Source organism: Ruegeria sp. AU67, assembly GCF_900312795.1.
In the GTDB taxonomy this organism is placed as follows: Bacteria; Pseudomonadota; Alphaproteobacteria; order Rhodobacterales; family Rhodobacteraceae; genus Ruegeria; species Ruegeria atlantica.
Map to the genome: position 1 here is coordinate 426,067 of NZ_OMPH01000011.1, position 25,281 is coordinate 451,347.

22 protein-coding genes, 3 pseudogenes and 1 riboswitch are annotated in these 25,281 nt (G+C 56.5%); of the genes and pseudogenes, 14 read left to right on the forward strand and 11 right to left on the reverse strand.

Features of this window, described 5'->3' with window-relative positions:
* Window positions 1–29 precede the first annotated feature (29 nt).
* Genes DK510_RS04980 through DK510_RS04995 form a run of 4 tightly spaced genes read left to right on the forward strand, consistent with a single transcriptional unit; the run spans window position 30 to window position 5,576 of the window.
* Window positions 30–2,126, forward strand: a complete 2,097-nt coding sequence (locus DK510_RS04980) for a hydantoinase/oxoprolinase family protein (RefSeq protein ID WP_109311201.1) — start codon at window positions 30–32, stop codon at window positions 2,124–2,126.
* Window positions 2,126–3,778: a hydantoinase B/oxoprolinase family protein gene (locus DK510_RS04985; protein WP_109311202.1), complete on the forward strand. Its 1,653-nt coding sequence runs from the start codon at window positions 2,126–2,128 to the stop codon at window positions 3,776–3,778. Before DK510_RS04980 ends, DK510_RS04985 begins: the two co-directional genes overlap by 1 nt.
* Window positions 3,775–4,842 carry a histidinol-phosphate transaminase gene (locus tag DK510_RS04990; protein ID WP_109311161.1) on the forward strand — a complete coding sequence of 356 codons (1,068 nt, stop codon included), beginning with the start codon at window positions 3,775–3,777 and terminating at the stop codon, window positions 4,840–4,842. Before DK510_RS04985 ends, DK510_RS04990 begins: the two co-directional genes overlap by 4 nt.
* Window positions 4,839–5,576: an Asp/Glu racemase gene (locus DK510_RS04995; RefSeq protein ID WP_109311162.1), complete on the forward strand. Its 738-nt coding sequence runs from the start codon at window positions 4,839–4,841 to the stop codon at window positions 5,574–5,576. Before DK510_RS04990 ends, DK510_RS04995 begins: the two co-directional genes overlap by 4 nt.
* A 155-nt stretch (window positions 5,577–5,731) precedes the next feature.
* Here DK510_RS04995 and DK510_RS05000 read toward each other — a convergent pair whose 3' ends face one another.
* The 6 genes from DK510_RS05000 to DK510_RS05025 form a co-directional block, all read right to left on the reverse strand.
* Entirely contained in the window at window positions 5,732–6,463 is a 732-nt protein-coding gene (locus DK510_RS05000) for an amino acid ABC transporter ATP-binding protein (RefSeq protein ID WP_109311163.1), read from the reverse strand.
* On the reverse strand, window positions 6,460–7,320 hold the full coding sequence (locus DK510_RS05005; RefSeq protein ID WP_109311164.1) for an amino acid ABC transporter permease: 861 nt from the start codon (window positions 7,318–7,320) through the stop codon (window positions 6,460–6,462). The genes DK510_RS05000 and DK510_RS05005 overlap by 4 nt, the downstream gene beginning before the upstream one ends.
* Window positions 7,321–8,145, reverse strand: a complete 825-nt coding sequence (locus DK510_RS05010) for an ABC transporter substrate-binding protein (protein ID WP_370246189.1) — start codon at window positions 8,143–8,145, stop codon at window positions 7,321–7,323.
* 293 nt (window positions 8,146–8,438) lie between these two features.
* Complete coding sequence (locus tag DK510_RS05015) at window positions 8,439–9,236, reverse strand: iron chelate uptake ABC transporter family permease subunit (protein ID WP_109311166.1); 798 nt, start codon at window positions 9,234–9,236, stop codon at window positions 8,439–8,441.
* Window positions 9,236–9,988 carry a metal ABC transporter ATP-binding protein gene (locus DK510_RS05020; protein ID WP_109311167.1) on the reverse strand — a complete coding sequence of 251 codons (753 nt, stop codon included), beginning with the start codon at window positions 9,986–9,988 and terminating at the stop codon, window positions 9,236–9,238. Before DK510_RS05020 ends, DK510_RS05015 begins: the two co-directional genes overlap by 1 nt.
* Before the next feature lie 2 nt (window positions 9,989–9,990).
* Window positions 9,991–10,503: a Fur family transcriptional regulator gene (locus tag DK510_RS05025; RefSeq protein WP_108859557.1), complete on the reverse strand. Its 513-nt coding sequence runs from the start codon at window positions 10,501–10,503 to the stop codon at window positions 9,991–9,993.
* A 56-nt stretch (window positions 10,504–10,559) separates the two neighbouring features.
* Between DK510_RS05025 and DK510_RS05030 the strand changes: the two genes are divergently transcribed.
* From DK510_RS05030 to DK510_RS05065, 8 genes are all read left to right on the forward strand, one after another.
* Window positions 10,560–11,612 (forward strand): zinc ABC transporter substrate-binding protein, encoded by a 1,053-nt coding sequence (locus tag DK510_RS05030; protein WP_109311168.1) that lies wholly within the window; start codon window positions 10,560–10,562, stop codon window positions 11,610–11,612.
* Between the two features lie 231 nt (window positions 11,613–11,843).
* On the forward strand, window positions 11,844–12,608 hold the full coding sequence (locus DK510_RS05035) for an enoyl-CoA hydratase (protein ID WP_109311169.1): 765 nt from the start codon (window positions 11,844–11,846) through the stop codon (window positions 12,606–12,608).
* Window positions 12,609–12,928: 320 nt separating this feature from the next.
* Entirely contained in the window at window positions 12,929–13,417 is a 489-nt protein-coding gene (locus DK510_RS05040; protein WP_109311170.1) for an HPP family protein, read from the forward strand.
* Between the two features lie 24 nt (window positions 13,418–13,441).
* A complete protein-coding gene (locus DK510_RS05045) occupies window positions 13,442–14,806 on the forward strand; it encodes an ArsB/NhaD family transporter (protein ID WP_109311171.1) in 1,365 nt (454 codons plus the stop codon).
* Between the two features lie 137 nt (window positions 14,807–14,943).
* Window positions 14,944–15,049: riboswitch (TPP riboswitch) on the forward strand.
* A 33-nt stretch (window positions 15,050–15,082) separates the two neighbouring features.
* Window positions 15,083–16,063 carry a thiamine ABC transporter substrate binding subunit gene (gene thiB, locus DK510_RS05050; RefSeq protein ID WP_109311172.1) on the forward strand — a complete coding sequence of 327 codons (981 nt, stop codon included), beginning with the start codon at window positions 15,083–15,085 and terminating at the stop codon, window positions 16,061–16,063.
* Complete coding sequence (locus DK510_RS05055) at window positions 16,039–17,586, forward strand: thiamine/thiamine pyrophosphate ABC transporter permease ThiP (RefSeq protein ID WP_109311173.1); 1,548 nt, start codon at window positions 16,039–16,041, stop codon at window positions 17,584–17,586. Before thiB ends, DK510_RS05055 begins: the two co-directional genes overlap by 25 nt.
* On the forward strand, window positions 17,573–18,265 hold the full coding sequence (locus DK510_RS05060) for an ATP-binding cassette domain-containing protein (protein ID WP_109311174.1): 693 nt from the start codon (window positions 17,573–17,575) through the stop codon (window positions 18,263–18,265). The genes DK510_RS05055 and DK510_RS05060 overlap by 14 nt, the downstream gene beginning before the upstream one ends.
* 102 nt (window positions 18,266–18,367) lie before the next feature.
* The gene (locus DK510_RS05065) at window positions 18,368–20,200 is read left to right on the forward strand and encodes an adenylate/guanylate cyclase domain-containing protein (RefSeq protein WP_160116448.1); all 1,833 of its coding nucleotides are present in this window, start codon (window positions 18,368–18,370) and stop codon (window positions 20,198–20,200) included.
* Between the two features lie 31 nt (window positions 20,201–20,231).
* Here DK510_RS05065 and DK510_RS05070 read toward each other — a convergent pair whose 3' ends face one another.
* Window positions 20,232–21,197 (reverse strand): GlxA family transcriptional regulator, encoded by a 966-nt coding sequence (locus DK510_RS05070; RefSeq protein WP_109311176.1) that lies wholly within the window; start codon window positions 21,195–21,197, stop codon window positions 20,232–20,234.
* Window positions 21,198–21,628: 431 nt separating this feature from the next.
* Here DK510_RS05070 and DK510_RS05075 point away from each other — a divergent pair, with 431 nt between their 5' ends.
* Both DK510_RS05075 and DK510_RS23210 read left to right on the forward strand, forming a co-directional pair.
* Window positions 21,629–21,820 (forward strand): hypothetical protein, encoded by a 192-nt coding sequence (locus DK510_RS05075; RefSeq protein ID WP_109311177.1) that lies wholly within the window; start codon window positions 21,629–21,631, stop codon window positions 21,818–21,820.
* Between the two features lie 178 nt (window positions 21,821–21,998).
* Window positions 21,999–22,180: pseudogene (locus tag DK510_RS23210) on the forward strand (IS5/IS1182 family transposase); the annotation flags it as partial.
* Between the two features lie 88 nt (window positions 22,181–22,268).
* Here DK510_RS23210 and DK510_RS23595 read toward each other — a convergent pair.
* From DK510_RS23595 to DK510_RS23215, 4 genes and pseudogenes are all read right to left on the reverse strand, one after another.
* The gene (locus DK510_RS23595; RefSeq protein ID WP_370246190.1) at window positions 22,269–22,442 is read right to left on the reverse strand and encodes a GMC oxidoreductase; all 174 of its coding nucleotides are present in this window, start codon (window positions 22,440–22,442) and stop codon (window positions 22,269–22,271) included.
* A gap of 116 nt (window positions 22,443–22,558) precedes the next feature.
* A pseudogene (locus tag DK510_RS23600) lies at window positions 22,559–22,699 on the reverse strand (hypothetical protein); the annotation flags it as partial.
* Window positions 22,700–22,992: 293 nt separating this feature from the next.
* Window positions 22,993–25,050, reverse strand: a complete 2,058-nt coding sequence (locus DK510_RS05085) for an adenylate/guanylate cyclase domain-containing protein (protein WP_234998904.1) — start codon at window positions 25,048–25,050, stop codon at window positions 22,993–22,995.
* 98 nt (window positions 25,051–25,148) lie between these two features.
* Window positions 25,149–25,281 (reverse strand): annotated as a pseudogene (locus DK510_RS23215) (IS481 family transposase); the annotation flags it as partial.

Here is a 25,281-nt window from a genome sequence, read left to right on the forward strand (position 1 = left end):
CCCAGACAACGGACAATTCGGACACCCTCATGACATCTCAGACCTTACGCCTGGCCATTGATATCGGCGGCACCTTTACCGATACGGTGCTCGTCTCGGACGATGAGACCATTTTGGCTTCGACCAAGACGCTCACGACGCACCAAAATCCTGCAGATGGCGCGATGGAAGGCGCAAAACGTGTCATGGCGGAATCGAGCCGGTCGTTGAATGAGGTGACAGGTTTCATCCACGGAACGACGCTGGCGACTAATGCATTGATCGAACGTCGAGGCGCTGTTGTGGCAACTGTTACGACCGAAGGGTTTCGCGACATTCTGGAAATCGCGTATGAGCGGCGATATGCGCAATATGACATCAACCTGGAAAAGCCGGACCTGCTGGTCCCACGCGAACGGGCGCTGACCATTCGCGAAAGAATGGCTGCCGATGGGAATGTGCTGATCCCGCTGGACGCCAGTTCGATAGACGCGCTGTTGGCCGAACTGGATGCCACCGGTGCAGAAGCGGTCGCAATCTGTTTGATGCATGCCTACGCCAACCCGTCGCACGAACGCAGGTTGCGCGAAATTCTCGCGGAAAAACGCTCCAGCCTGACAGTTTCAATTTCCTCTGATGTCAGCCCCGAGGCGCGCGAGTTCGACCGGCTTTGTACCACGGTCGCCAATGCCTACATCCAGCCACTAATGGAAAGCTATCTGGCGCGCTTTGCCTCACGGTTCCAGACAGAAGGCGTGACCTGTCCGATCCTGATGATGACGGCCAGTGGCGGAATGTGCACCGTTCAGACGGCCTCACGCTTTCCGATCCGGCTGGTCGAAAGCGGCCCGGCGGGCGGAGCAATTTTGGCCGCACGGATCGCAGCGCGGGCTGGGATTGACGAGGTTTTATCTTTCGACATGGGCGGGACGACTGCGAAGCTTTGCCTGATTGACAATACAAGGCCTCAAACCTCGCGCCAATTCGAAATCGCGCGGGCCGCGCGGTTCATCAAGGGGTCGGGCATGCCTGTACGTATCCCTGTGGTCGAAATGATCGAGATTGGCGCGGGCGGCGGCTCAATCGCCGGGGTTGACCGTCTAGGTCGGTTGACAGTGGGTCCAAAATCGGCCGGATCAGAACCCGGTCCGGCGGCCTTTGGGCGGGGCGGCACCGAGCCAACCGTGACTGACAGCGACATCACTCTGGGCTATATCGTGCCGGACACATTTGCCGAAGGGTTTATCAAGATCGACCCCGAAGCATCTGAAGCTGCGCTGAACCGGGTCATCGCCGCGCGTCTGGACACGAACGGCACTGCGGCGGCGGACGGAGTCAGTCGCATCGTCGATGAAAGCATGGCCAGTGCGGGTCGAATGCATGCGGTGGAGTCGGGCAAGGACCTCGGTTCGCGCACAATGATTGCTTTCGGCGGCAACGGCCCCCTGCATGCAAGCCGGGTGGCCCGATCCGCAGGGGTCCGTCGCATCGTGATCCCGCCCAATCCAGGCGTCGGGTCCGCGGTCGGCTTTCTTTTTGCTCCGGTAAGTTTTGAGATAGCCAGATCACGCTACTCTCTACTGGAATCCCTGGATCTGGAACGGGTCAACACCCTGTTTTCCGACATGATCGACGAGGCAAGCCGTGTGGTTGCCCAAGGCGCAGGTGATGCACCCACCGAAACGCAACGCACGGCCTTCATGCGCTACAACGGTCAGGGCCACGAGATCGAGATTGCTCTGCCCGATCGCAATTTAACTTTCGAAGACATAGAGCCGCTGACTGATGCGTTCGAGGCGGAATACGGTAAACAATTCTCGCGTCCCGTGCCGGGAATGCAAATCGAGATCCTGAACTGGGCTGTCCGCGTCGCAACCCCAGATGCGGATGTTCCAGATTTGCCGGAAACACCGTCTCTGACAACGATCACACCAGCCCAGACCCGCCCCATCTCCTGCGATATAGATGGTCAGATAAAGCAGGCTGGTTTTGTGTCACGCGACAGCCTGAGCCCGGGCGACCGGGTTTGCGGCCCTGCGCTGATCACGGAACGGCAGACGACGACTTTGGTCTCATCAGACTTCTCGGCGTATTTGGATGCCATTGGAAACCTCATCCTTATCCAAGATCAGAAAGGAGGTGTATGATGACTGCCGATCAGTCCCCCGCCCGCCTGCAAGTCATGTGGAACCGCTTGCTTGCGGTGGTCGAAGAACAAGGCCAAACCCTGATCCGCGCCGCATTCTCACCCATTGTGCGCGAATGCGGCGACATCTCTGCCGGGATTTTTGACGCCGGGGGTCGGATGCTGGCACAGGCAGTTACCGGAACGCCCGGACACATCAACACGATGGCCGAAGCCGTGATGCATCTGCGCGGTCATTTCCCGGTTCAGAACATGAGGCCCGGTGATATCTACATGACCAATGATCCTTGGCTGGCTTCGGGACACCTCAACGACTTTTTGCTGATGATGCCCGCATTCAAAAACGGCAAAGTCGTCGGCTTTACTTCATGCACTTCGCATCTTGTGGATCTGGGCGGCCTTGGAATGGGCCCCGAAGGGTCAGACATCTATGATGAGGGCCTGCTGATCCCACCCTGCAAACTGGTCGAACAAGGCGTCCCGAACGCCTTGCTTTTGGACATTGTCCGCGCCAACAGCCGCGAGCCTATTGCTAATGAGGGCGACATATATGCACTGGTCGCTTGCTGCGAAGCGGGCGTGAACCGCCTGCTCGATATGATGGATGAGTTCGGATTCGACGATCTGGATCAACTGGGCAGCTACATCATCGACACCTCGCGCCGCGGCACGCTTGAAGCCATCGCTGAAGTGCCCGCAGGCACCTATAGAAACCTTCTGAGGATGGACGGTTATGAAAAAGAACTGGAACTGCACGCGACCTTGACGGTCAGCAAAACGGGCATGCATGTGGATTTCACGGGAACGTCGGGCTGTTCGAGCAAGGGTATCAATGTGCCGCTGAACTATGCGACCGCCTATACCGTCTTCGCCCTGCGCTGCATCGTCGGGTCTGACATCCCCAACAACGCCGGATCACTGGAACCGTTTACAGTGGACGGCCCAAAAGGCTGCATCCTCAATGCACAACGCCCCGCCCCCGTAGCAATGCGGCACACGCTAGGACAGGTAACACCGGATCTGGTGCTTGGATGCCTGCATCAGGCCCTGCCAGATCAGGTCCCCGCCGAGGGCGCGTCCTGCATGTTCGATCTGCCGATGCGGCACGCACCCGAAGTCGCGCGTGATGGAGGTCGGGAATTCGCGGTTGAACCTGTGCATAATGGCGGGACCGGTGCCCGGCCACATGCGGACGGCTTGTCTGCAACAGCCTACCCTTCGGGCGTGTTCGGATCTCAGGTCGAGATCACGGAAAGCGTGGCCCCGGTCACAATCTGGAAGCGCGAACTACGCCAGGATTCAGGAGGTGCAGGCAAGTATCGTGGTGGTCTCGGTCAACGGATCGAGATGACCTCGGCCAATGGCGCACCCTTCCTCGTTTTCCTGTCGGTTGAGCGCCTCAAATTCCCCGCCCTGGGACGCATGGGTGGAAAACCCGGTGCACCCGGGCGCATTCGTTTCTTAGGTGGCGAAAATGATATCCCGGGCAAAGGAGAGCTGCGCGTTGAACCGGACGATTTCCTGATCTTTGAAACCCCTGGGGGCGGTGGTTTTGGCGACCCGGCCGAGCGAGACCCGCAGGCAATCTCCCTAGACATCACGCGCGGTCTGATCAGCGCAGAAGGCGCAAAATCCTACGGGGGCGCATCATGATCCGCCCGGTTCCCCACATAAGTGCCATGGCGGCCTATGCGCTGGCCGACCTTGGCGGTGAAAACACCATCTCGTTGGCCCAGAACGAAAGCGCCTTTCCCGCAAGCCCCGCAGCCATCAAGGCGGGGCGGGACGCAATGGCCGATCTGCAATTGTATCCTGATCCGGAATGGTCGGAACTGCGCACAGCAATCGCAGATGTGCATGGGCTCGATCCGGCACGGGTGCTGTGCGGAGCGGGCTCGATGGAGCTGATCGGCTGTTTGATCCGCGCCTATGCCGGGCGCGGTGATCGGGTCCTCGGCACGGATTACGGATATGCGTTTGTCGCCTCAGCCGTCGCTCAGGTTCAGGCCGATTACGTCAAGGCGCGTGAAGTGGATCTGACCGTATCCGTCGACGATATCATCGCTGCGGTGACACCTGAAACGCGGATCGTCTTTGTCTGCAACCCTGGCAATCCGACCGGCACCCTGATTTCGATTTCCGAAATCATTCGTCTACGAGAAGGGCTGCCCACCGATGTTCTGCTGGTCGTCGATCAGGCTTATGCCGAGTTTTCCGATCACATGCATGATCCGGCCGACTTCTTCGCGCTGACCGATCGAGGGGACACCGTGATCAAGCGCACCTTTTCCAAGGCCTATGGCTTGGCGGGAGCGCGCGCAGGATGGGGGTACTTCCCGCCCGAGATTGCGGCTGAACTGCGCAAATTGCTTAACCCAAACAATATTTCCATCGCTTCACAGGCGGCGGCAACTGCCGCGATCCGCGATCAGGCGCATATGCAAAATGTGGTTGCCCGCACGAATGAAATCCGTGAACGATTTGCCGTGGAATGTCGTTCGTTGGGCCTAATCGTTCCTCAAAGCCACACAAACTTTGTGCTATTGCGCTTTGCCTCAACGCAGGATGCGCAACGGGCAGACGCGGCGCTGCGGGCGGACGACCTACTAATGCGCGGCATGGGAGGGTACGGCTTAACCGACTGCTTGCGCGCTACAATCTGCGAGACACCGGTCATGGATCGGTGCCTGACCGCCCTGAAGGGAGCACTGAAGTGACCGAAACACGAACCGCAGCCAAAATCGGTGTTCTGGTACCCTTCACCAACACCAACCTCGAACCGGATATGGAGTTGTTGAGGCCGCCCAACACTACAGTCCATTTTCAACGCATGGGCGGATATGACGTGGATGAAATCCCCGGTTCGGATCAGATGGCGGGGTTGGGCGCATCGGATATCACTCACGACCTGCGGATGATCTCGGGCATACGCCCCAATGTGGTGTTGTATGGCTGCACCTCGGCGACGCTGACCCACGGACCGTCTTTTGATGCAGAGTTGGCCCAGCAGATCAAGGCAGGCTCGGGTGCAGTTTCGCTGACCGCTGCGGGGGCGTTGATCGCTGGGATCAAAGCAGTCGGCGCAACAAAGGTCGGCTTTTCATCGCCCTATTTGGGAGAGATCAATGCCCAAGCGATGGATTTCATGGCCCTTAACGGTATTGAAACCGTCAAATGTGCCGATGTCGGCCGCGAGCTTGGCAATTATGGGCAAGGTGAACTGACCCCGGACGACGTGTTCGACCTGGCGTGCAGGGCCGATCACCCAAATGCGCAGGCAATCGTCCTAAGCTGCACAGACATGCGCTCGGTCGAGGCAATTGAACGGATTGAGGCCGCGCTGAACAAACCCGTCGTTACTTCCAATCAAGCGATGGTCTTCAGCCTATTTAGGGTGTTGAACTTGCCGCGTCACAAAGCGTTACCCGGGCGTCTGTTCGACAACTTGTGATCACGGCATAGCAAGCGCGGTTTTCCCAAGACCGCTCAAAGTTCTTGCTGCAAAAGACCGGTCGCCCGAACCTGCGCGTTCTTTGCCCTGCGGCCTGCCCGTTTTTCGGTACCACGCTTAGCGTAACCCTTCAAAAATGCAGGACCTCCGGGACGTCACAGCACGCGCGACAGGAACGCCTTGGTGCGTGGTTCGTGTGGTTGGGAAAAGAGCACCTCGGGCGGGCCCTGTTCCAGGATGCGTCCGGCATCAAGGAAACACACTTTGTCTGCCAGCTCACGTGCAAAACCCATTTCGTGGGTGGCTAGTACCATGGTCATACCCTGCTTTCGCAGGTCCCTCAGCACGTCCAGAACCTCGCCTACCAGCTCGGGATCCAGTGCGCTTGTAATCTCGTCAAACAGCATGATCTGCGGCTCCATCGCCAGCGCACGGATGATAGCCACTCGCTGCTGCTGGCCGCCCGATAGCTGGTCTGGATAGTGCTCCATCCGGTCACCCAACCCAAAGCGCGTGAAAAGCTGGGTCAGCCGCGGGCGCAGGTCGTCTCTGCTCAGTCCTCGTACACGACGTGGCGCGAGCATCACGTTTTCTGCCGCCGTCATGTGGGGAAAGAGATTATAGCTCTGGAACACAATGCCGATCTGTTGACGCACCGGCTGTGGGTCCAGTCCCGGTTCAGAGATGTCTTTCCCGTCCAGCCAGATCTCGCCGTCATCGATGGGTTCAAGCAGGTTCATGCAGCGCAAGAGCGTGGATTTGCCAGAACCTGAAGCGCCAATCAGGCACACCATTTCGCCCTCAGCCACATCCAGGTCAATGCCCTTGCATACCTCGTGATCATCGAACCGTTTCCGCACCCCGCGCAAGGATAGCTTCGCTGTCATGTACGGGCCCTGTTCTGCTTGTTCATAAGGTAGTCCGCATACCGCGTTGCTGGTATGGTCAGCGCAAGAAAGATAAGCGCTGCGCCCACGTAAGGTGTAAAATTGGCATAGAGCGATTTGTAAACACCAGCCTGACGGAAAATCTCAACAGGGCCGATAAAGGATAAAAGCGCCACGTCCTTCTGCAAAGCGATGAACAGGTTCATATTGGCAGGAACGACGTTTCGTATGGCCTGTGGCAGGACCACATAGCGCATGGTGTCCTGATCACTTAGCCCCAGTGAGGCCGCGGCGGATCGCTGCGACTGATGGATAGAGTCAATGCCCGAGCGGATCACTTCGGCCACATAGGCCGAATAGACCAAAACCAGCGCCAGCGTGCCCCAAATGTAGGGGCTGTTCCAGGGCCTCGGCAGGCCCAACCCGGGCACGCCAAAGCCAATAATGTAGATAACAAGAACCACGGGCAGGCCGCGGAAGATGTCCGTATATGCAATGCCGAAAAGCCGCAGCGGAAAAAGTGCTGGTGCGCGCGTGTCCCGACACAGCGCGATAACCAGACCCGTGATCGCGATAAGCGGTGCAGACCACGCAAAAATCATCACGTTCATCAGAAAGGCTTCGAGCAATCCAGGAAACGTCTCGGCGAAAACCCGGCCGTTAAAAAACGAGCGTTGTACGGCCTCCCAACCGGGCGCGAGGGGGACGAGGACGACGATGGCAAGAGCCACGCTGACCACTGAAATCAGCGCGATGCGATTTGAGCGACGCCGTACCTCAGCTTCATAAACCTCGCGACGCGTGGGCGTCGCGGCAGGGCGCTCAACCGAGTCTTTTTGCAATGACGTTTCTTCCATCTATTCGATGACCGGTACACCTGTAGCCTCGGACAGCCATTGGGTTTCAATCGCGGCAAGCTCGCCGCTTTCGGTCAGTTCTGTGATGGCTGTGTTGACGCAGTCCTTCAACGCATTGCCCTCTTCCATCAAAACGCCGAACTGATCAGGACTTTCGGATTGCCCCGCAGGGAACTGACCAAGCAAAGCACCGTTTTCGACCACGACAGCCGACAGATAGAGTGCCGTAGGAAGGTCATAAATTGCGGCATCGATCTGGCCGGCCATGATGGCCGCATTCACATCAGCATTGTCGTTGTAAAGCAGCGGTTCACTCGAAGGTTGGATCACGTCGTTCAGCATCGGGATCGCTGTCGTCGTGGCCACAGCGCCCCACTTCAAATCCTTGAGGCCGTCCAACGTCGCTTCTGCGCCGGAATCGACAACGTTCTGGGTGGTCAGAACCGCCATGGCCGAGGTGTAATAGGGCAGGCTGAAATCAACCATTTCTTCCCGTTCGGGAGTGATCGAGTACTGCTGCATGTTGAAGTCAAAGTTCTTAGCGCCGGGCTGAATCGCCTCGTCAAAACTTGTACGAACCCAGGTGACATTGTTCTGGTCGAATCCCATTTTTTCGGCGATTGCATAAGCAACGGCGGCTTCGAATCCTTCGCCGCTTTCGGGCGCGTCATTCATAACCCAAGGATAGTAGGCCGGATTACCTGTTGCGATTGTCAGGGTGCCTTCTGTTAGGGTCTTGCCTTTGGCGCAGGTCCCATCGCCTGCAGCAAACACCGAGGTCGTCGAGAAAAGTAAGGCCAGAGCTGGGCCAGCAATCAGTTTCATCAATCTTCTCCCTGTTTTTGTTTGGTCACAGGTTCTTATGCGCAGGGGGATTTGTCTAGGTGTTTGATCTCGCGAATTGATATCGCAGTCTTTTCATTGAAAAAGGAGGAGACACAATGCGACCAGCCTGTCGAGGCAACACCGCGCACGGTAGCCAAGCGGCTGACTTGCACGGCAAATCTGCCACGAAGGGATGCAAGTAAAATAAGGGAAGACGACGAATTTGAATGAAGACTAGCAGCCACTGAGGATGCTTCGCGCGGCATCCTGCTCGTTCCATGTTTGAACCGCCTTCAGGACTTGGTATGACGCTGCCAACCAAGCAGGCTGAAACAGGCAAACAAAATGGCGGCGACACAGACAATCGAGGGCCCGGCCGGCGTGTCGAAGACATAAGCCGCCCGCAACCCTGCCACAGCAGACGTCGCCCCGATTGCCGCAGCAATCAGAGCCATCGTTTCCGGTGACCGCGCCAGATTTCGCGCAGCAGCGGCTGGTATGATGAGCATCGCCGCTATCAACAAAACACCCACAACTTTGATGGCGACTGCCACCGTGACGGCCAGTGCAAGCGTCAGTATCAGTTGTTCGCGCTTGGGATCGAACCCGCTGGCATAGGCCAGTTCCTCGTTCAACGTCGCCGTCAACAGCTGGGACCAACGCCAGGCAATCAAAATTACAACCAGTGCAGCACCACCCCAGATGACGGCCAGATCCGAACGGGAAACGGCCAGAATGTCGCCAAACAAATAGGCCATCAAATCAATCCGGACACCGGACAGAAATGAAACCGCCACAAGGCCAAAAGCCAGAGCGGAATGTGCCATGACACCCAGCAACGTATCCATTGCGTACCCACGACCTGCCAACAGCGTCACGGTCAGCGCCATCAACAAGGCGACGGCCAGCGCACCTGTAAAAACCGACATCTGAAACGTTAGCGACAAGGCCACGCCAAGAATGGCTGCGTGCGCGGTGGCATCGCCGAAATAGGCCATACGGCGCCACACCACAAAACACCCCAACGGCGCCGCAGCAAAGGCCACGCCTACACCGGCCATCGTGGCTCGGGTCATGAAATCATCAAGCATTATTCTGCGGCTTCCTGTGAATCTGTTCCATGGTCATGATGATGATCGTGGTTGTGATCATGATCATGGCGGTAAAGGGCAAGCGCACCACCTGTTCCGGTTCCGAACAACGCGCGGTATTCGGGGGCCGAGGCCACAACCGCAGGTGAGCCCTCGCAACAGACATGGCCGTTCAGGCAGATCACCCGGTCCGAGGCGCTCATCACCACGTGGAGCTCGTGGCTTATCATGATGATAGCGCACCCTGTTTCCTGACGCACGTCTTCGATCTGGCGATAGAAAGCAGCCGACCCGGGCTGATCCAACCCTTGCGTGGCCTCATCCAGCAACAGGATTTCGGGTCGGTTGATCAAGGCCCGCGCCAGCAGCACGCGCTGGAATTGTCCGCCCGAAAGCTGTGACATCTGGCGCTTGAGCAGATCGGGCACACCGGCCGTTTCCAGCGCAGTCGCGCAATACTTCTTTGACGCGCGATGGGTCAGCCGCATAAACCGTTCGACGGTGATCGGCAGGGTCGGATCGATATGCAGCTTTTGCGGGACGTAGCCAATTCTCAGCCCCAGCTTTCGGTTTACCTGCCCGGCAGACGGTTTGATTGCACCGATTATGGCGCGCAGCAGGCTTGTCTTACCCGAACCGTTAGGGCCGACGATGGTCACAATTTCACCAGGTTCGACCCCCATGTTGATGTGCCGTAACACGGTATTGGCCCCATAGCTAACGCTGAGGTCTTCTACGGTAATCAGGTTCATTTCTACGCCTTTTCGGTGCAGTCGGGGCAAACGCCTTCGGCTTCTACAACGGTCCGCTCGATCTCGAAGCCCACTGCCCGCGCGGCTGCACCCAGCTCTCCCTTCGCGGGTGTTGAATGTGTTTCGGCCACAGCATCACATTTCCTGCAAATCATGAAGGCCGGGGAATGCGTTGCCCCGGGATGCGCGCAGGCGACAAATGCGTTCAACCGTTCGATTTTGTGGACAAACCCGTTCTCGACAAGAAAATCGAGGGCGCGGTAAGCCACTGGTGGCTGCGATCCGAAGCCTTCGTCGCGCAATCGATCAAGAATTGTATAGGCACCCAAGGCCCGATGTTCCTGCAGCAGCATCTCCAAAACCTTGCGCCGCACGGGAGTCAGCCGCAGACCTTCTTCTTTGCACCGGGTCTCGGCAACGGTCAGACTACTTTCGACGCAGTGCGCGTGGTCGTGCTTTTGGAATCCGACAAGGGCGGAGTCTTCAGCAGGTGCAGGTCTCATCTCACTTGTCATGTTATTCCATATCATATATACCACTCGCAACGTTATAAAATCACATAGAGGGATTGATGTCCAGAAAGCTTCTTCCTGTTTCGATCACGGCTGCGTTGATGGGGGGCACAGCGATGGCCGATGTCCCAAATGTTGCAGTTGATATTGCACCGGTGCACTCATTGGTGGCGCGCGTGATGGAAGGTGTTGGCGCACCGAACCTGATCGTACAAGCCGGCGCGTCCCCGCATGAATACAACCTCCGCCCTTCCGAGGCGGCTGCCCTGCAGAAGGCGGATTTGGTATTCTGGATGGGCGAGGACCTGACCCCATGGATGGAAGGCGCAGTCGAGAACCTGGCCAACGGAGCGACAGTCACCCCCCTGCTCGAAGCGGATGGCACCGTCCTACTGAATTTCCGCAAGGACGCGCTGTTTGAAGCGCATGATCATGGCGATGAAGATCACGCTGAAGAGGAAGACCATGACGATCATGGTCACGAGGATCATGCCGACGACAAAGACCATGACAATCATGACCACGAAGAGCATGCCGCGGATGAAGACCACGATCACGGGGATCATGCAGAACACGACGACCACCATGACCACGCGCATGGCGATCATGATCCGCATGCCTGGCTTTCGCCCAAAAACGCCGACATCTGGCTGAACGTGATTGCCGCGCAGCTTTCTACGGCGGACCCAGACAATGCGGGTGCATATTTCGCAAACGCGGCGGCTGCCCGCGAAGAGATGGCAGCCCTCGCCGCTGAAGTGAGTGCAACTCTGGAACCTGTACGCGGCAGTAACTTCATCGTTTTCCACGATGCTTATCAGTATTTCGAGAACGCCTTCGACTTCCCCGCGTCGGGTGCGATTTCGCTTAGTGACGCGTCAGATCCAAGCCCGGCGCGGATTTCTGAGATTCAGGGGCGCATTCGCGAAGAAGGGATCAATTGCGTTCTGTCAGAGCCGCAATTCAACCCCGGCATCGTCGCCACTGTCTTGGACGGAACCGAAGCGAATACCGGTGTGATAGATCCACTAGGTTCTGATATTGAACCCGGGGCTAAGCTGTACCCGCAAATGATCAGGAACATCGCAAAAACATTGGCGGAATGTCTGTGATCTGACCGGCAGCCCGTTTTGGCATGGAAATCCAGAGCGGGCTGACCTGAATGATCGCCGGGTGCAGAATAACCGGAGCTGCAGGACCACTCCGCACACTCGCCCGGCGACGTGAGGTAACCACCCTGATTTGTTGACGCAGGCTATTTGCCCGCATACGAACTTGCCCACATGCAGGAAACCCACAGCCGACGCGGCACAAATTCCGCCGGACATCCAAGGAATAACGCCATGAGCGAACATATCATCGTCAGCACTCAGGATCGCGTCACCACAGTCACGATTTCTCGCACAGACAAGAAAAACGCGATCACTTTTGCCATGTATACCGCGATAGCTGAAGCCATCGAAGAATACGGTCAAACCGATCAAGCCCGGGCGCTGGTCATCACTGGTGAAGGCGATGTGTTCACAGCCGGGAATGACCTGCAAGACTTTATGACAGGCGGTCTTCCGGCGGGTGACGCTGAAAATCCGATTATTCGGTTCCTGAATGCGATCCGGGATTGTCCGAAACCCCTGATCGCCGCAGTCAACGGTTCTGCAATTGGTGTTGGCCTGACCATGCTGCTGCACTGCGATCTGGTCTATTCCGCGAACAGCGCTAAATTCAGCGCTCCATTTGTCCAACTGGGTCTGGTGCCCGAGGCAGGTTCTTCGATGTTGCTGCCTGTGTCCCTCGGTATGGCAGTCGCCAATGACGTCTTGCTGGCCGGGCGGGTTCTGACGGCATCCGAGGCCCTGAACCACGGGTTGGTCGCGCGCGTCTTTGCCGACGGTGAGTTGATAAGCAAAGTCCAGGAGATCGCAAAAGCCATTGCAGCCTCATCCCCGGTAGCACTCAAACAGTCCAAGGCCCTGATCCGCAATCAGCGTGAGGAAGTGGCCGGACACATGGCCGCGGAAATCAAGATTTTTGCCGCGCAGCTACAATCCCCAGATTTCGCCGAAAGCGTTGCGGCCAAACTGCAAAAACGCGCACCGAATTACAGCTGACCCGCGCCTTTGAGGGACTACGGCTTTCCTCGCCTCGAAGGCAGCCCCGGTTATTTCGGAAACGAAAGCTGAGGCACAAAACGCCACTGACGCAAACCCAAGCTGAAACCAACCTTCCGTTATGGGCCTACATGGCGAATAACGGAAGGATAGCAACTTAATTTCATTACCGGGCTGGTCAATTCCGCCCGGCAATGGAATCAGTGCGCATCAACAAATTTTGATTCGCCCTGACACGCTTTAACAAGCCGAAAAAGGGCGTGCCCTGTGGCTGTTGGATGGCGTTTCACCCGATAGCCGCGTGAAGTCAGAGGAAAAGCATGGGCCTAACCTGCTATGACGTGATGGTACCGTCTGAGGTACAAAAGTCCATTCTGCCGGATGAAAGCATCGCCACGGCCTTCAACATCATCAGGGGCAGCCGGGCACGATTTCTGCCTGTCGTGGCTGAAGACGGAACTTATGTTGGCGTCTTTACTGCCCCAACGCTGCTGAAACTGATCCTGCCGAAAGCGGCGACAATCGGTCTGAATGATGATGCGTCGCGCGTCGCGATCGACTCGCTCAGCTTCATGAACCTGACGCGGGAAGATTTCGAACAACAGATGGAGCGGCTGAAGACCGAAAAGGTTCGCGACAACATGTCGAGGCCCTCGAACATCCCCGTTGCTGCACCCGACACGCCAGTGATGGAAGGTATCTTCCTGATCTACAAATACAAACGGCACGTGATCCTTGTTGAGCCCGAAACCAACCGTTTTGTTGGCACCGTAAGCGCCAACTCGCTTTTGGATCGCGCACTCAGCTAACCCTATACAAACCGGACTAAAACTTTGGCTACGCATTCGACGTCACACGGAGAGGCCGCTCTCTCTGTTCCACAACTATTGGGCATAGATCCGCTTTGGGTCGCGACCGGAATTCTGATTTTGGTTTATGCGGTCCTGATCACAGAAAAGGTCAACCGCGCCATTTTGACGATGCTGGGCGCGTCCCTGATGGTCCTGTTTGGCATCATCAATCAGGAACAGGCCGTGGCGGGTGTGGACGCCAACACTCTGGCACTGCTTATCGGCATGATGGTCATCGTGGGGATCACCAGCAAATGCGGATTGTTCCAATACGTAGCGATCAAGGCCGCAAAAGCGGTGAAAGCCAATCCAACCGGCATCCTGATCATGCTGACGCTGATTACGGCGGTGTTTTCGGCCCTGCTGGACAACGTAACGACCGTATTGCTGATCGCCCCGATTACGCTGCTGATCACTGAAGCCCTGGAAACGCGTGTGTTCCCGTTCTTTGTCGCCGAGATCCTGGCCTCGAACGTGGGGGGAACAGCGACGCTGATCGGTGACCCGCCCAACATCATCATTGGCTCGGCCGCAGGGTTGAGCTTCAACGATTTCGTGGTGAACCTGGCGCCTATCTCGGCCATATGTCTGGTTGTCCTGACCGGCATTATTTACCTTATGAACCGCAAGGAACTGGCCCGCATTCCGAAATCGGCCAGCGATCGGATTATGGGGTTCAACGAATCCGAAGCGGTCACTGATATTGTCTTGATGATCAAGTCTCTGGCCGTTTTGGCTCTGGTTTTGCTGGGGTTCACGCTGGGGCACAGCTACGGCATTCAGCCGGGTACGTCAGCGTTGGCCGGTGCGGGCCTGTTGATGCTGCTGGCCTATGGCCACCAAAGCGGTGAAGAACAATCCGAGTCGGTTCACCACATCTTTGGTGAAGTTGAATGGGTCACAATCTTTTTCTTCGGCGGGCTGTTCGTCATTGTTGCCGGTGTTGAACATGTTGGCCTCTTGGCGTTCTTTGGTGAGAAAGTGCTGGAGCTGACCCAAGGCGACATGATGTGGACCGCGTTCTTCATCTTCTGGGCCTCTGGCATCCTGTCGGCCATTCTGGACAACATCCCGTTTGTAGCAACGATGATCCCCCTGATCGAATCCACCGCAGATACATTTGGTGGCGAAGACGCGATTGAACCCCTGTGGTGGTCGCTGGCGCTTGGCGCCTGTCTAGGCGGCAACGGCACGTTGTTGGGGGCAAGCGCCAACCTTACGGTGGCTGCTTTTGCGGAAAAGGCCAAGCAGCCCATCGGCTTCATCGCCTTCGCCAAAATTGCATTCCCGATCATGATCCTCACCCTGATGATCGCGAACGTCTATATTTGGCTGCGTTACTTCTGACCTATGGCCCTTTGAACCAAACGTATTACAGGTTCAAAGGGCGTCCGACTCCGGACAGGTTTACTTGCCCGCATGTGACACGCACCGCGCTGAGGCACCGAATTTGGTTGTCTTTCTAGCCAATCCCCCCTAGTGACGGCCTCACCTCGGGGAGCACGGCCTGCCGCGCTGAGATGCTTATCAAGCGAACCCGTAGAACCTGAACCGGCTAGAACCGGCGGAGGGAAGGGTTTCGGTTTCATCCATCCTTGCCCTCTCGCCGCAATGGAGGATGACATGAAACATCTGCTAATTGCTGCGGGACTTCTGAGTGCAACTACGGCCATCGCCGCCGACAAGCCTCAGCTAACCGTTTACACCTATGACAGCTTTGTATCCGATTGGGGCCCCGGCCCGCAGGTCAAAGAAGCCTTTGAGGCAACCTGCGACTGCGAGCTGAACCTCGTGGGCGTCGAAGATGGTGCCGCACTTTTGTCGCGTGTCCGGCTTGAGGGTGAAAACTCTGACGCCGACGTCGTGCTTGGTCTGGATACCAACCTGATTGCAGCGGCCCGGGAAACCGGCCTGTTTGCGCCCAATTCCGTTTCTGCCGACTTCGCGCTGCCGATCGAATGGACCGATGACACGTTCACACCGTATGACTGGGGCTACTTCGCCTTCGTTCACAAAGCGGATGCGACCGCGCCTGCGAACTTCCGGGAGCTGGCGGACAGCGACACCAAAATCATCATCCAGGACCCTCGCTCGTCCACGCCCGGTCTGGGTCTGCTGATGTGGGTTAAAGCGGCGTATGGTGATGATGCACCCGAAATCTGGGCTGGTCTTTCCGACAATATCGTGACGGTCACAAAAGGCTGGTCCGAAGCGTACGGCCTGTTCCTTGAGGGCGAGTCGGACATGGTTCTCAGTTACACGACATCTCCGGCCTATCACCTGATTGCCGAGGACGATGGCAGCAAGGCAGCGTCCGCTTTTGACGAGGGCAACTATCTGCAAGTTGAGGTTGCGGCAAAGCTGGCCGCGACGGATCAGGCCGAATTGGCGGATCAGTTTTTGCAGTTCATGGTCTCGGATGCGTTCCAGCAAATTATACCGACAACCAACTGGATGTACCCGGCCGTAACCCCGGCAGAAGGTTTGCCTAAAGGGTTCGACACCCTGACAGTGCCGGCAAAGTCGCTGCTGTTCTCCCCCGATGAAGCCGCCGCCGTGCGGGATCAGGCCCTGGCAGAATGGCAGAACGCGCTCAGCCAGTAAGCCCATGGCCCGGTATCGGTGCGGCAGCTCTGGTCGCCGCGCTAATCCTGGGCACTCTTACGGCGGTTGCACTGCGTGCTGAAACCAGCGGCGGGTTCAGTCCCGCCGACTGGGCTGCGCTGCGCTTCACGCTGACCCAGGCCACGCTGTCCGCATTGTTCAGCGTGGTGTTGGCCGTGCCGGTTGCGCGGGCTTTGGCACGTCGGAGGTTCCCCGGCCGACGGGCTTTAATTGCGCTTTTGGGTGCGCCCTTCATCCTGCCGGTCATCGTTGCCATTCTGGGTCTGCTGCAAGTCTTTGGCCGGTCGGGATGGATCTCGGACTTCCTTGGCATTTTCGGCCTGCCGCCCATACGCATCTACGGATTGCATGGCGTCGTGCTGGCGCATGTGTTTTTCAACCTGCCCCTGGCCACACGCCTTGTGTTGCAAGCCTGGCAGGAAATTCCTGCCGAACGGTTTCGCCTGGCTGCACAACTGGGCTGCAATGGCAGGGCCATGTTTCGACTGATCGAGATGCCCATGCTCAAACGGACCCTGCCCGGGGTTCTGGCGGTAATCTTCGCCATCTGCCTGACCAGCTTCGCCGTCGCCCTGACCTTGGGCGGAGGGCCACGGGCCACAACGATCGAACTGGCAATCTATCAGGCCTTCACCTACGATTTTGACCTGGGCCGCGCCGCCTTGTTATCCGCCCTGCAACTTGCCCTGACAGCTGCGACCGCTTTAGTGGCGCTGAAGTTTTCGCGCGGGGACGGTTTTGGAACAGGTCTCGATCGCGCCTTGCGCCGCTGGGACGGGGGTGCGCCGACGATAGATATATTCTGGATCGTCGCAGCGGCCGTCTTTTTGCTACTGCCTTTAGCATCGGTCGTAATTTCGGGATCTGCCGGGTTGTTTGACATGCCCGCAATCGTTTTTCGGGCCGCGCTGATCTCGGTCCTTGTTGCCGCTGCAAGCACCGCAGTCCTGCTTTTGCTTGCTTTGCCTATGGCCACCGCCGTCGCGAGCGGCCGGTACGGGCTTGTGGAACTCAGCGGCATTTTGGGTTTGGCGGCATCACCACTGGTGATCGGTACGGGCCTGTTCATCTTAATCCGGCCTTTGGCAAACCCGACGACATTGGCTCTGCCTGTCACTGCTTTGGTAAATGCTGCGATGGCCCTGCCCTTTGCTTTACGCATTCTGGTCCCCGCCGCGCGCGACATAACCGCCAGGCACGGACGTCTCGCGCTTTCATTGGATATGACAAAATGGACGTTTTTCACGCGCATCTTGCTACCGCGCATGCGTCCACAGATCGGTTTCGCCGCTGGCCTTGGGGCGGCTCTGTCAATGGGTGATCTGGGTGTGATCGCACTATTCGCCGATCCGCAGATCGCGACCCTGCCCTTGCAAATCTACCGCTTGATGGGTGCCTATCAGATGCAGGCTGCTGCCGGCGGGGCATTACTGCTGCTGCTGCTGTCCATGGGCGCATTCTGGCTATTGGACCGAGGAGGGCGCTGGCATGCTGAAGCTTGACGACTGCGTGATTGAAAACGGGAATTTCACCCTAAACGCCGATATCCAGATCGAGGTTGGCAACAGCATTGCCATTGTCGGCCCGTCCGGGGCGGGCAAGTCCACATTGCTGGAGACCATCGCTGGATTTCGGGATCTGAAAAAGGGTCAGATTTTTTGGAGTGGACAACAGATTTCCAACTTGCATCCCGGCAAGCGCCCTATGGCGATGCTGTTTCAAGACGGAAACCTGTTTCCGCATCTGACGGCTGAACAAAACATCACCCTGGGACTGCGCCCAAACGGTCGGTTGTCCGAAGACGAGGATGCTCAAGTTCAGTCCGCTCTGGGCCGGGTTTCTTTGCATGGTATGGGCACGCGCAAACCCTCGGAACTGTCCGGAGGACAGCAAAGCCGGGTTGCCCTGGCCCGCGTACTTGTACAGCGGCGCGAACTGTTGCTTTTGGACGAACCGTTTGCAGCCCTTGGACCAGCCTTGAAAGCCGAAATGCTGGATTTGGTGGCCGATCTGGTGGCCGAAACCCAAACGACCCTGTTGATGGTCAGCCACGATCCGCAGGATGCACGCCGTATTGCCGACCAAACCATACTTGTTGCAGACGAAACGGTGCATGCCCCCGTTCAGACAGCGGAACTCTTTGACAACCCGCCGCCAAGCCTGCGTGCCTATCTTGGCTAGCGGTGATCCCGCCTTAGAAGTCAACGAGGCGTTGTAACGGGTCGCCAAGCTAAATATCGTTCAAAGATGGTCAACGAAGACAAGCATACGCAGCACACTGGCGTGATCGACAAAAGCGCCCAGGCGCAAAGCAACCGCCAAACAAGGTTGAAAATCCGAATTTCCACTCTGCTGACGCTGACCATTGGCGGACTGGTGGCAATATCGGCTGGCGCAGTTCTGTTGGTTTCGACTTATGCCAATTTTCAGAACACGACGGAATTGTTGAATACGTCTGCCGCGATGATCGTCGAATCCATCGAAGACGATATCTTCAGCCTGACGACACCGATCGAGGAACTGGCACAATCCCTACAAGAAGACGCAAGCACGGGTGAAGTCGATCTGCACGACACCGATTTTCTGAAAGCCTACTTCAAAGGCGTGGTGGCTTCGGTCCCATATCTGACCGATCTCGCCATCGTGTATCCTGACGGCAGCCTGTTCATTTCAACACATATCACCGATGTTGAGGGGCCACGTTTAATAACGTCATACGAGCCTCCGGCTGCAGGCACGCTTCAGTATCTTAAAGATGTCAAAGGCTATGATGGTTTGTTCTGGAACGAACCCTTCTTTGACCAGGGCCGGACACATATCTCAGCGACTGTACCTGCCTATAAAGACGGTATTTTCCTCGGGGCCGTGCTCGTTTCTTCTACTGTTCACCATTTCTCGGGCATGGTCGACGAGTTAAGCGGGAAATACGGGGCAACCGGTTTTGTTCTGTACGGTGACAACCGCGTTCTGGCCCATCCCAAATTGCTGAACTTGTCTGCAAACACTTTAAGCTCAACCGCCCCCTTACATTCGGTCGCAGCACTTGATGACGCGGTCATCTCACAAATGCTGATGCAGCCACCCGAGTTTCAGGGCAACGATGGAACATTTGTCGGATATGTGGTCGAGGCGCTGGACGGAGAACACCTGGTTTTGACAAGCATCGTCAGCGGCTTCGGATCTGAGCCGTGGGTGATCGGCCAGTATTCTCCACTGAGCGATTGGAGCAACCAATGGTCCCGGCTGAGTGATGCCGCCCTGGTCAGTCTTGGTTTATTGATCGCTTCGGTCATTGCGGCGCTTGTGTTGGCCAGACGATTGGCGGCACCCATTCACAGGTCGACCGAAGAAGCCATCAAAATCAGCGAGCTGAATCTGAACCAAATCGACCACCTGCCCCCCTCTCGGGTCTCTGAACTGAACCTTCAGGCTGTGGCCTTCAACAAGATGCTCGACGGGCTGCGCTGGTTTCAAACTTATTTGCCCCGAACCCTTGTACGGCAAATGCTAAAGACCGGAGACCCTAACCTTGTGTTGCCGCGCGAAGTCGAATTGACCGTCATGTTCGCCGACATCGTGGGGTTCACACCCGCATCCGAGGCCATGACGCCACAAGCCACGGCAGCAATGCTGAACCGGCATTTCGAAATCCTGAACCGCTGTATAGAAGCCGAGGGCGGAACGCTCGACAAATACATCGGCGACGCGGCGATGGCGTTCTGGGGCGCGCCCCAGGACCAGACGGACCATGCCGAACGCGCCTGCCGGGCTGCAATGGCAATCAAGCGATCACTAGCTGAGGCTGGCGTCGAGTACGGCGTCAAAATCGCGGTACACACCGGGCCGCTGATTGTCGGCAATATCGGGGCCGTCGACAGGATGAATTACACGGTGATCGGCGACACAGTGAACACCTGCGCCCGGATCGAAACCCTGGTAGGCGAGCTGCCAAGTGACGAGCAAACCAGAATTTTGATCAGCGATGCCACAGCCCGACTGATCAGCCCGGCTTTTCATCTGATCGACTGTGGCGAATTCACTGTCAAAGGACGTTCAAGGAAAGTGAATGTCTACCGCCTTTGCGATGCAGATAAGACCCTTCGACCCTCAGCATAACCTGCCAGGAATTCCAGTGGCCGTATAATGGTCACTCCGTGCGCCGCAGTTGTTTTGGTGTTTTGCCGTATTCGGCCTTGAATGTCTGGGCAAGCGTAGAGGTTGACGCAAAACCGCAGGCTATGGCGATGTCAATAATCGGCATTTGTGAGTTCGAGACCAGAGTAAACGCTTTTTTCAACCTGATCTTTCTATAAAATTTTCCGGGCGACGTGCTCAGGTGCAGCATGAACTGACGCTCTAACTGCCGGGTAGATACGCCCACGCGGCGGGCAAGGCTGGCCGTTGGCAACGGGTGTTCGGTGTTTTCTTCCATGATACGGATCGCGTTTTGCAGCCGCTTTTCCAGGAAATTCGGGTTCGCACTCAGGCCTTTGGGTTGCTCTTGCGCGTGGCCCCGAACGTCGTTCAGCATCAATTGACAGGCCAGTTCAGCCCTATCTTGAGGCTCAAGAACCTCGACCAGAATGCCGATGATCGCCTCGGCGGTATGACCGTGCCCGGCGCAAGTCAGCACTGTTCCATTTCGGGCAACAAGACTTTCAGAAAGCATTGGGTAATCCCCTATCTCACGCAGCAAACCAATGTCGCGCCAATGTGCCGTGACCGGCCCGGATTGTTGCACTGTCGCCTTGATGTATTCGCGTGCCGCGTCCGAAAACAAGGCAACCGGTCGTTTGTGTTTTTGCATTGCCCGGACGCGTCGCAGCCATGTGCTGACATCTCCCAACTGACCGCCCACAACACACAGGCAGTCGCTCAGATACTGGTCAGAGATGGCAGGCGTTGCCCGCACAATCAGGTCTGAACTGCTGGACACCAGACCGGGCGTGTCCGACGAAATCTGCCACCGAAAAAGATCGCGGTTGAGAACATCATTTGCCGTCTGCAAAACTGCAATGATGGATGACAGCTCCAGATAGGCAAATTCCGCCTGAACAAAAATCTCGAAAGCTATTTGCTGTTCAGTCTTCGATTTGTCTGTGGGTGTTAACATTCGACGAGATCTTGTTGTTCTTTATCAGCGCGATAGCCCCTTAAAAGACCCGATCAATCTTTAGGACAGCCGAACATCAATTGGCGAGGACCCAGTTTGAACCGATCGTGGGGTTGAAAGCAAGGAACAAGTCCGCGTGTCCGGTCGCAGAGGCAATCGCGACCGAGCTCTTCCGGCCACAACCGTACATACTGAAATGCAGGAGCCTATCTCCAACCTATGCTAGGTGAGCACCTGATGCGCGTGAAACGTAACGGTTTCACGGATTCCTAGAATTCAATAACCGGGCTGTCCGTAGACGGCAACAGTAAGACCTATTTCTCGCTCAGCCCTGCACTTGAAATTGGTCGGGATCGGCAGAACAGCGAGACGCTGGCACTGCGTGCATACGGAAAATCGGGGCGCCCTATTTCAACAATACTGACACGACCGTGACAGCCCGCCTTGGCGATGGGCCCAATTTCACCAACTCGACAGACGTCGACAACCTATTCGCCGATGTTGAGGCGGGTGCGACGTTCTTTACCAAGGGCGAAAAGCCCATTCAGATCGGCTATCAGGGTCGTTTCTCAGACAACACGTGCATCAACTGCGCCTTCATCAAAGGCAGCATCAAATTCTGAATGAATAAGATGTTCAATCGACCGCGCGCGCGACAGGGTGGAGGGCTCTTTCCCCTGTCGCAACACCAATACCAAATTGTTCTTCAGCGCGGAGATTACCAAGTTGCCCAGAGGATCCGCTAGTTTCCCAGACACCTACCTATTTTCATTTGCGCTATCTGATTTCGAAGTCAACCAGCGACGATGGAGCATACATCACCGCTGGTGCCGCCTAAAGACCATGTGTATTGCTTGAGACTGTTGGGACAGAGTCCCATGGCGCGGGACTTCGACAGTCAGGTGGCGGAGATCGAGATCCGTGTTGCCGTGCTCAACCGAAACACCGATTTTGGCATACCTGTGGCTGAGCCCGCGGGATAAACCTCTAAGGAAAAAGGGGAAGTACGACACCTGACCGATTTGTGCCACAAATCCAGAAGCTTGGACCAATTGCCACAATATCCGTCAATTAGTGAGTTTCTTCGCGGATCATATCCGCCGTTTTCTCTGCAATCATCACAACCGGAGAAGCCCTATTGCCGGATACGATTTTTGGCATGATAGATACGTCAACCACCCGTAATCCCGACAGTCCAAGCACCCTGATTTCCGCACCGACCACAGCAGATGCATCCGAGCCCATCTTGCAGGTGCCGACAGGATGGAAAATATCCTAGCGATATCACCTACACCTTTCACCAGGTCTTCCTCTGTTTCCATCGCTGGGCCGGGCAAGATTTCTTCAGGCTGATAGGATTTCAGAGCGTTCGCCGTCATAATATTCCGCGCCTGTCGCACCGATTTTGCTGCAACGCGTTTGACGTTTTCAGTCGACAGGTAGCTCAGGCGAATATCAGGCTGTGCTTCGATGTCTTTCGACTGAATATGGCAAGTGCCCACGCTTTCTGGTCGCAAGTTGCAAACCGAGATAGTAGTCGCAGGGAAGGGTGAAGCGAATCACCCAACTTGTCGGTGGACGGCGGCCGCACATGGTATTCCAGGTCGGGTTCGGCGGCTTGTCGATCTTTGGGATATGGTTGGCTTCCCGATGCATGTTCGAAGGCCAGCTGTCTACGCCATGGGTCTCAAGCACGGACAGAACCTTGCCCACCTCTTCATGCGTGCAATCAGTAGAAATCATGCCCGCGAAAAGACCCAGGACGTAAACACCTTAACTTGACCGGATTTGACTGCTACTTTTTTTTGGTGCTTGTAATTCCGCGCCAGTCTTCCGGTGGAGGCCTGTCTAACAGGCTTTGGGCGCGGGCCATCATGGCGACTGACGCTGGATCTCCGTTTCGTGTTCGGTCCGCAACCTCAAATGCGGCAACAGCTTTTTCAAACTGCCCTGCCCGGTAGTGCGCAAGGCCTTGTTCATAGGCCTCTATCCAGGCAAATGACCCGTCACCCCCATCTGCCATCGCTATCAGTTCGTAGACCACCAGCTCTTCAATGCGTCCGAATACGGTAAGCGTGTCCAGTTCGCGCACCTCGATTGTGCCGGCAGCCTGTTGTCTCGTTTCCGGCCCAATGAGGATCAGCGTGCCATAATCTTTGTTGGCTCCTTCCAACCGGCTGGCAACATTCACAACATCGCCAATCGCGGTGTAGTTCAACCGCTGCTCTGATCCGATATTTCCGACCAGAGCCTCGCCGCTGTTCAGCCCGATCCTGACACGCAAGGGATTGCCGTCATCGTCTTCAATTCCGGATGCGCCCACTGCAGCGACAAGGTCCAATGCTGCGCGGCAGGCGTTTTCAGCGTGATTCACATCCTTGCGCGGCGCCCCCCAAAACGCCATCACCGCATCACCCATGAATTTGTCGATCGTCCCACCATTTTTAGCGATAGCCGTGGAGGCCGCGCTAAAGAAAGGCTCCATCAGTTGGGTAATCTTGGGGCCAAGTTTCTCGGACAGCCCAGTGAAACCCGTGACGTCGCAGAATAAAACAGAGATTTGCTTCATCTCTCCGCCGGGCTGTATCTTGATACCCTCAGCAAGCAGCATGCGCACGAGATCTGTGGGTACGTATTTTCGGAATGCTGACAAACCAGCCGCCATGCTGGCGGTGGCCGCAGAAAGATTGGCTAGCTCAGACAGTTTGGACGGTCTGCGCTCAATTTGTTCGACGTCAAAGCGCTCAATCTTACCAAGGTCTTCGGCGATGCGGGCCAACGGATTTGCCACGACTTTGCGGATCAGCCAGATCGCTAATCCGGTTGCGACAACTACCACAATGATCAAAACGTAAATCAGATTGATCAGCGTCTCGTCGATCCCCGAAAGAAAGGCCGATTCAGGTATGACGGTGGCAACGCGCCAGCCGTAAAACCCCAGGGGCGTCAGCGCCACCGCATAAGGCACGCCGTCAATGACGACACGTTTCGTCAATGTGCCAGAGGCATTTGCTTGTGGGTCAGCCAACAGCCTTTCGCCCGAGATCATGGCGACTTCATAAAGTTTGCCTTCGCCCATGCGCGCCGGAGTAACCTCATCCGCTTCGGCATCGGGGACCGCAATAACTTTTCCATCTGCGCTCAGGATAAACGCCGCGCCAAATTCGCCGGGCGCAAGCGTGGCAAGAAACCGTGACAAACGATCCGTTTCGATCGCAACTGCCAGAACGCCTTGTCGCGCTCTATTGACGTCTATCGGACCGGCAAAGGCGTAAACGGTTCTGTCACTATCCGGAAGGTCGCGCGCTTCGATCCACCCAGAGGAGTTCAGGCCCATGAAGTTTTTAAACCAGGCATGTTCGCGTGGATCATAAGATGTTTCGGTAAAGGTCCGCTCTTCGAACTGTATGTCACCGGGAATGAAGATGTAGCGGTCTTTCCGCAGCATTCGGTCGCGGATTCCCTCATCGATTTCAATCATCTCAAGCCCACCATCACCCAGGCGATGTGACGCGAAAAAATTCCCGTCAGGCCAGCCGAAGAACATCCAAGAGATATTCGGCTGCGCCTGCAATTGTGACAGGAAAACAAACTCCCGCTTGTCGGCCTGTCGCGTCGCGATGACGTTCTGAACAAAGATCGTGCGAACGGCCGCCCAGGCGGCTTCGGCCGATCTGAGTGTCACGCCAACCTCGATACGGACAGTGTTCGCGATCTGGCCGTTTATTTCTGCTGCAAGCATGCGGCTATTGTCGCGCGCTGTTGTCCACCACAGGGAATGAACAATAAACGTCGACACTCCGATAGACACAGCCACCAGAATTGACACAGCAATGCCTACACTAAATCGCAATTAACTCTCCGCCAAAAAGCCACGTGTTTCAGTATTGAATTGAGACAGCTAAGAGAGCAAAGTTTTCTTAGACCCAGACCCTAAATCTCACGCAACTGTTAGGCGTTTAGTCCCGACATTTGTTGGATGGGATTGACAATGGATTGATCCGGTTCTGAAGTCCGGATTTTGCAGATGTATTCGTATGGCGTGAGACCGCTTAGTGTCTTCAAACGACGGGCGTAGTTGTAG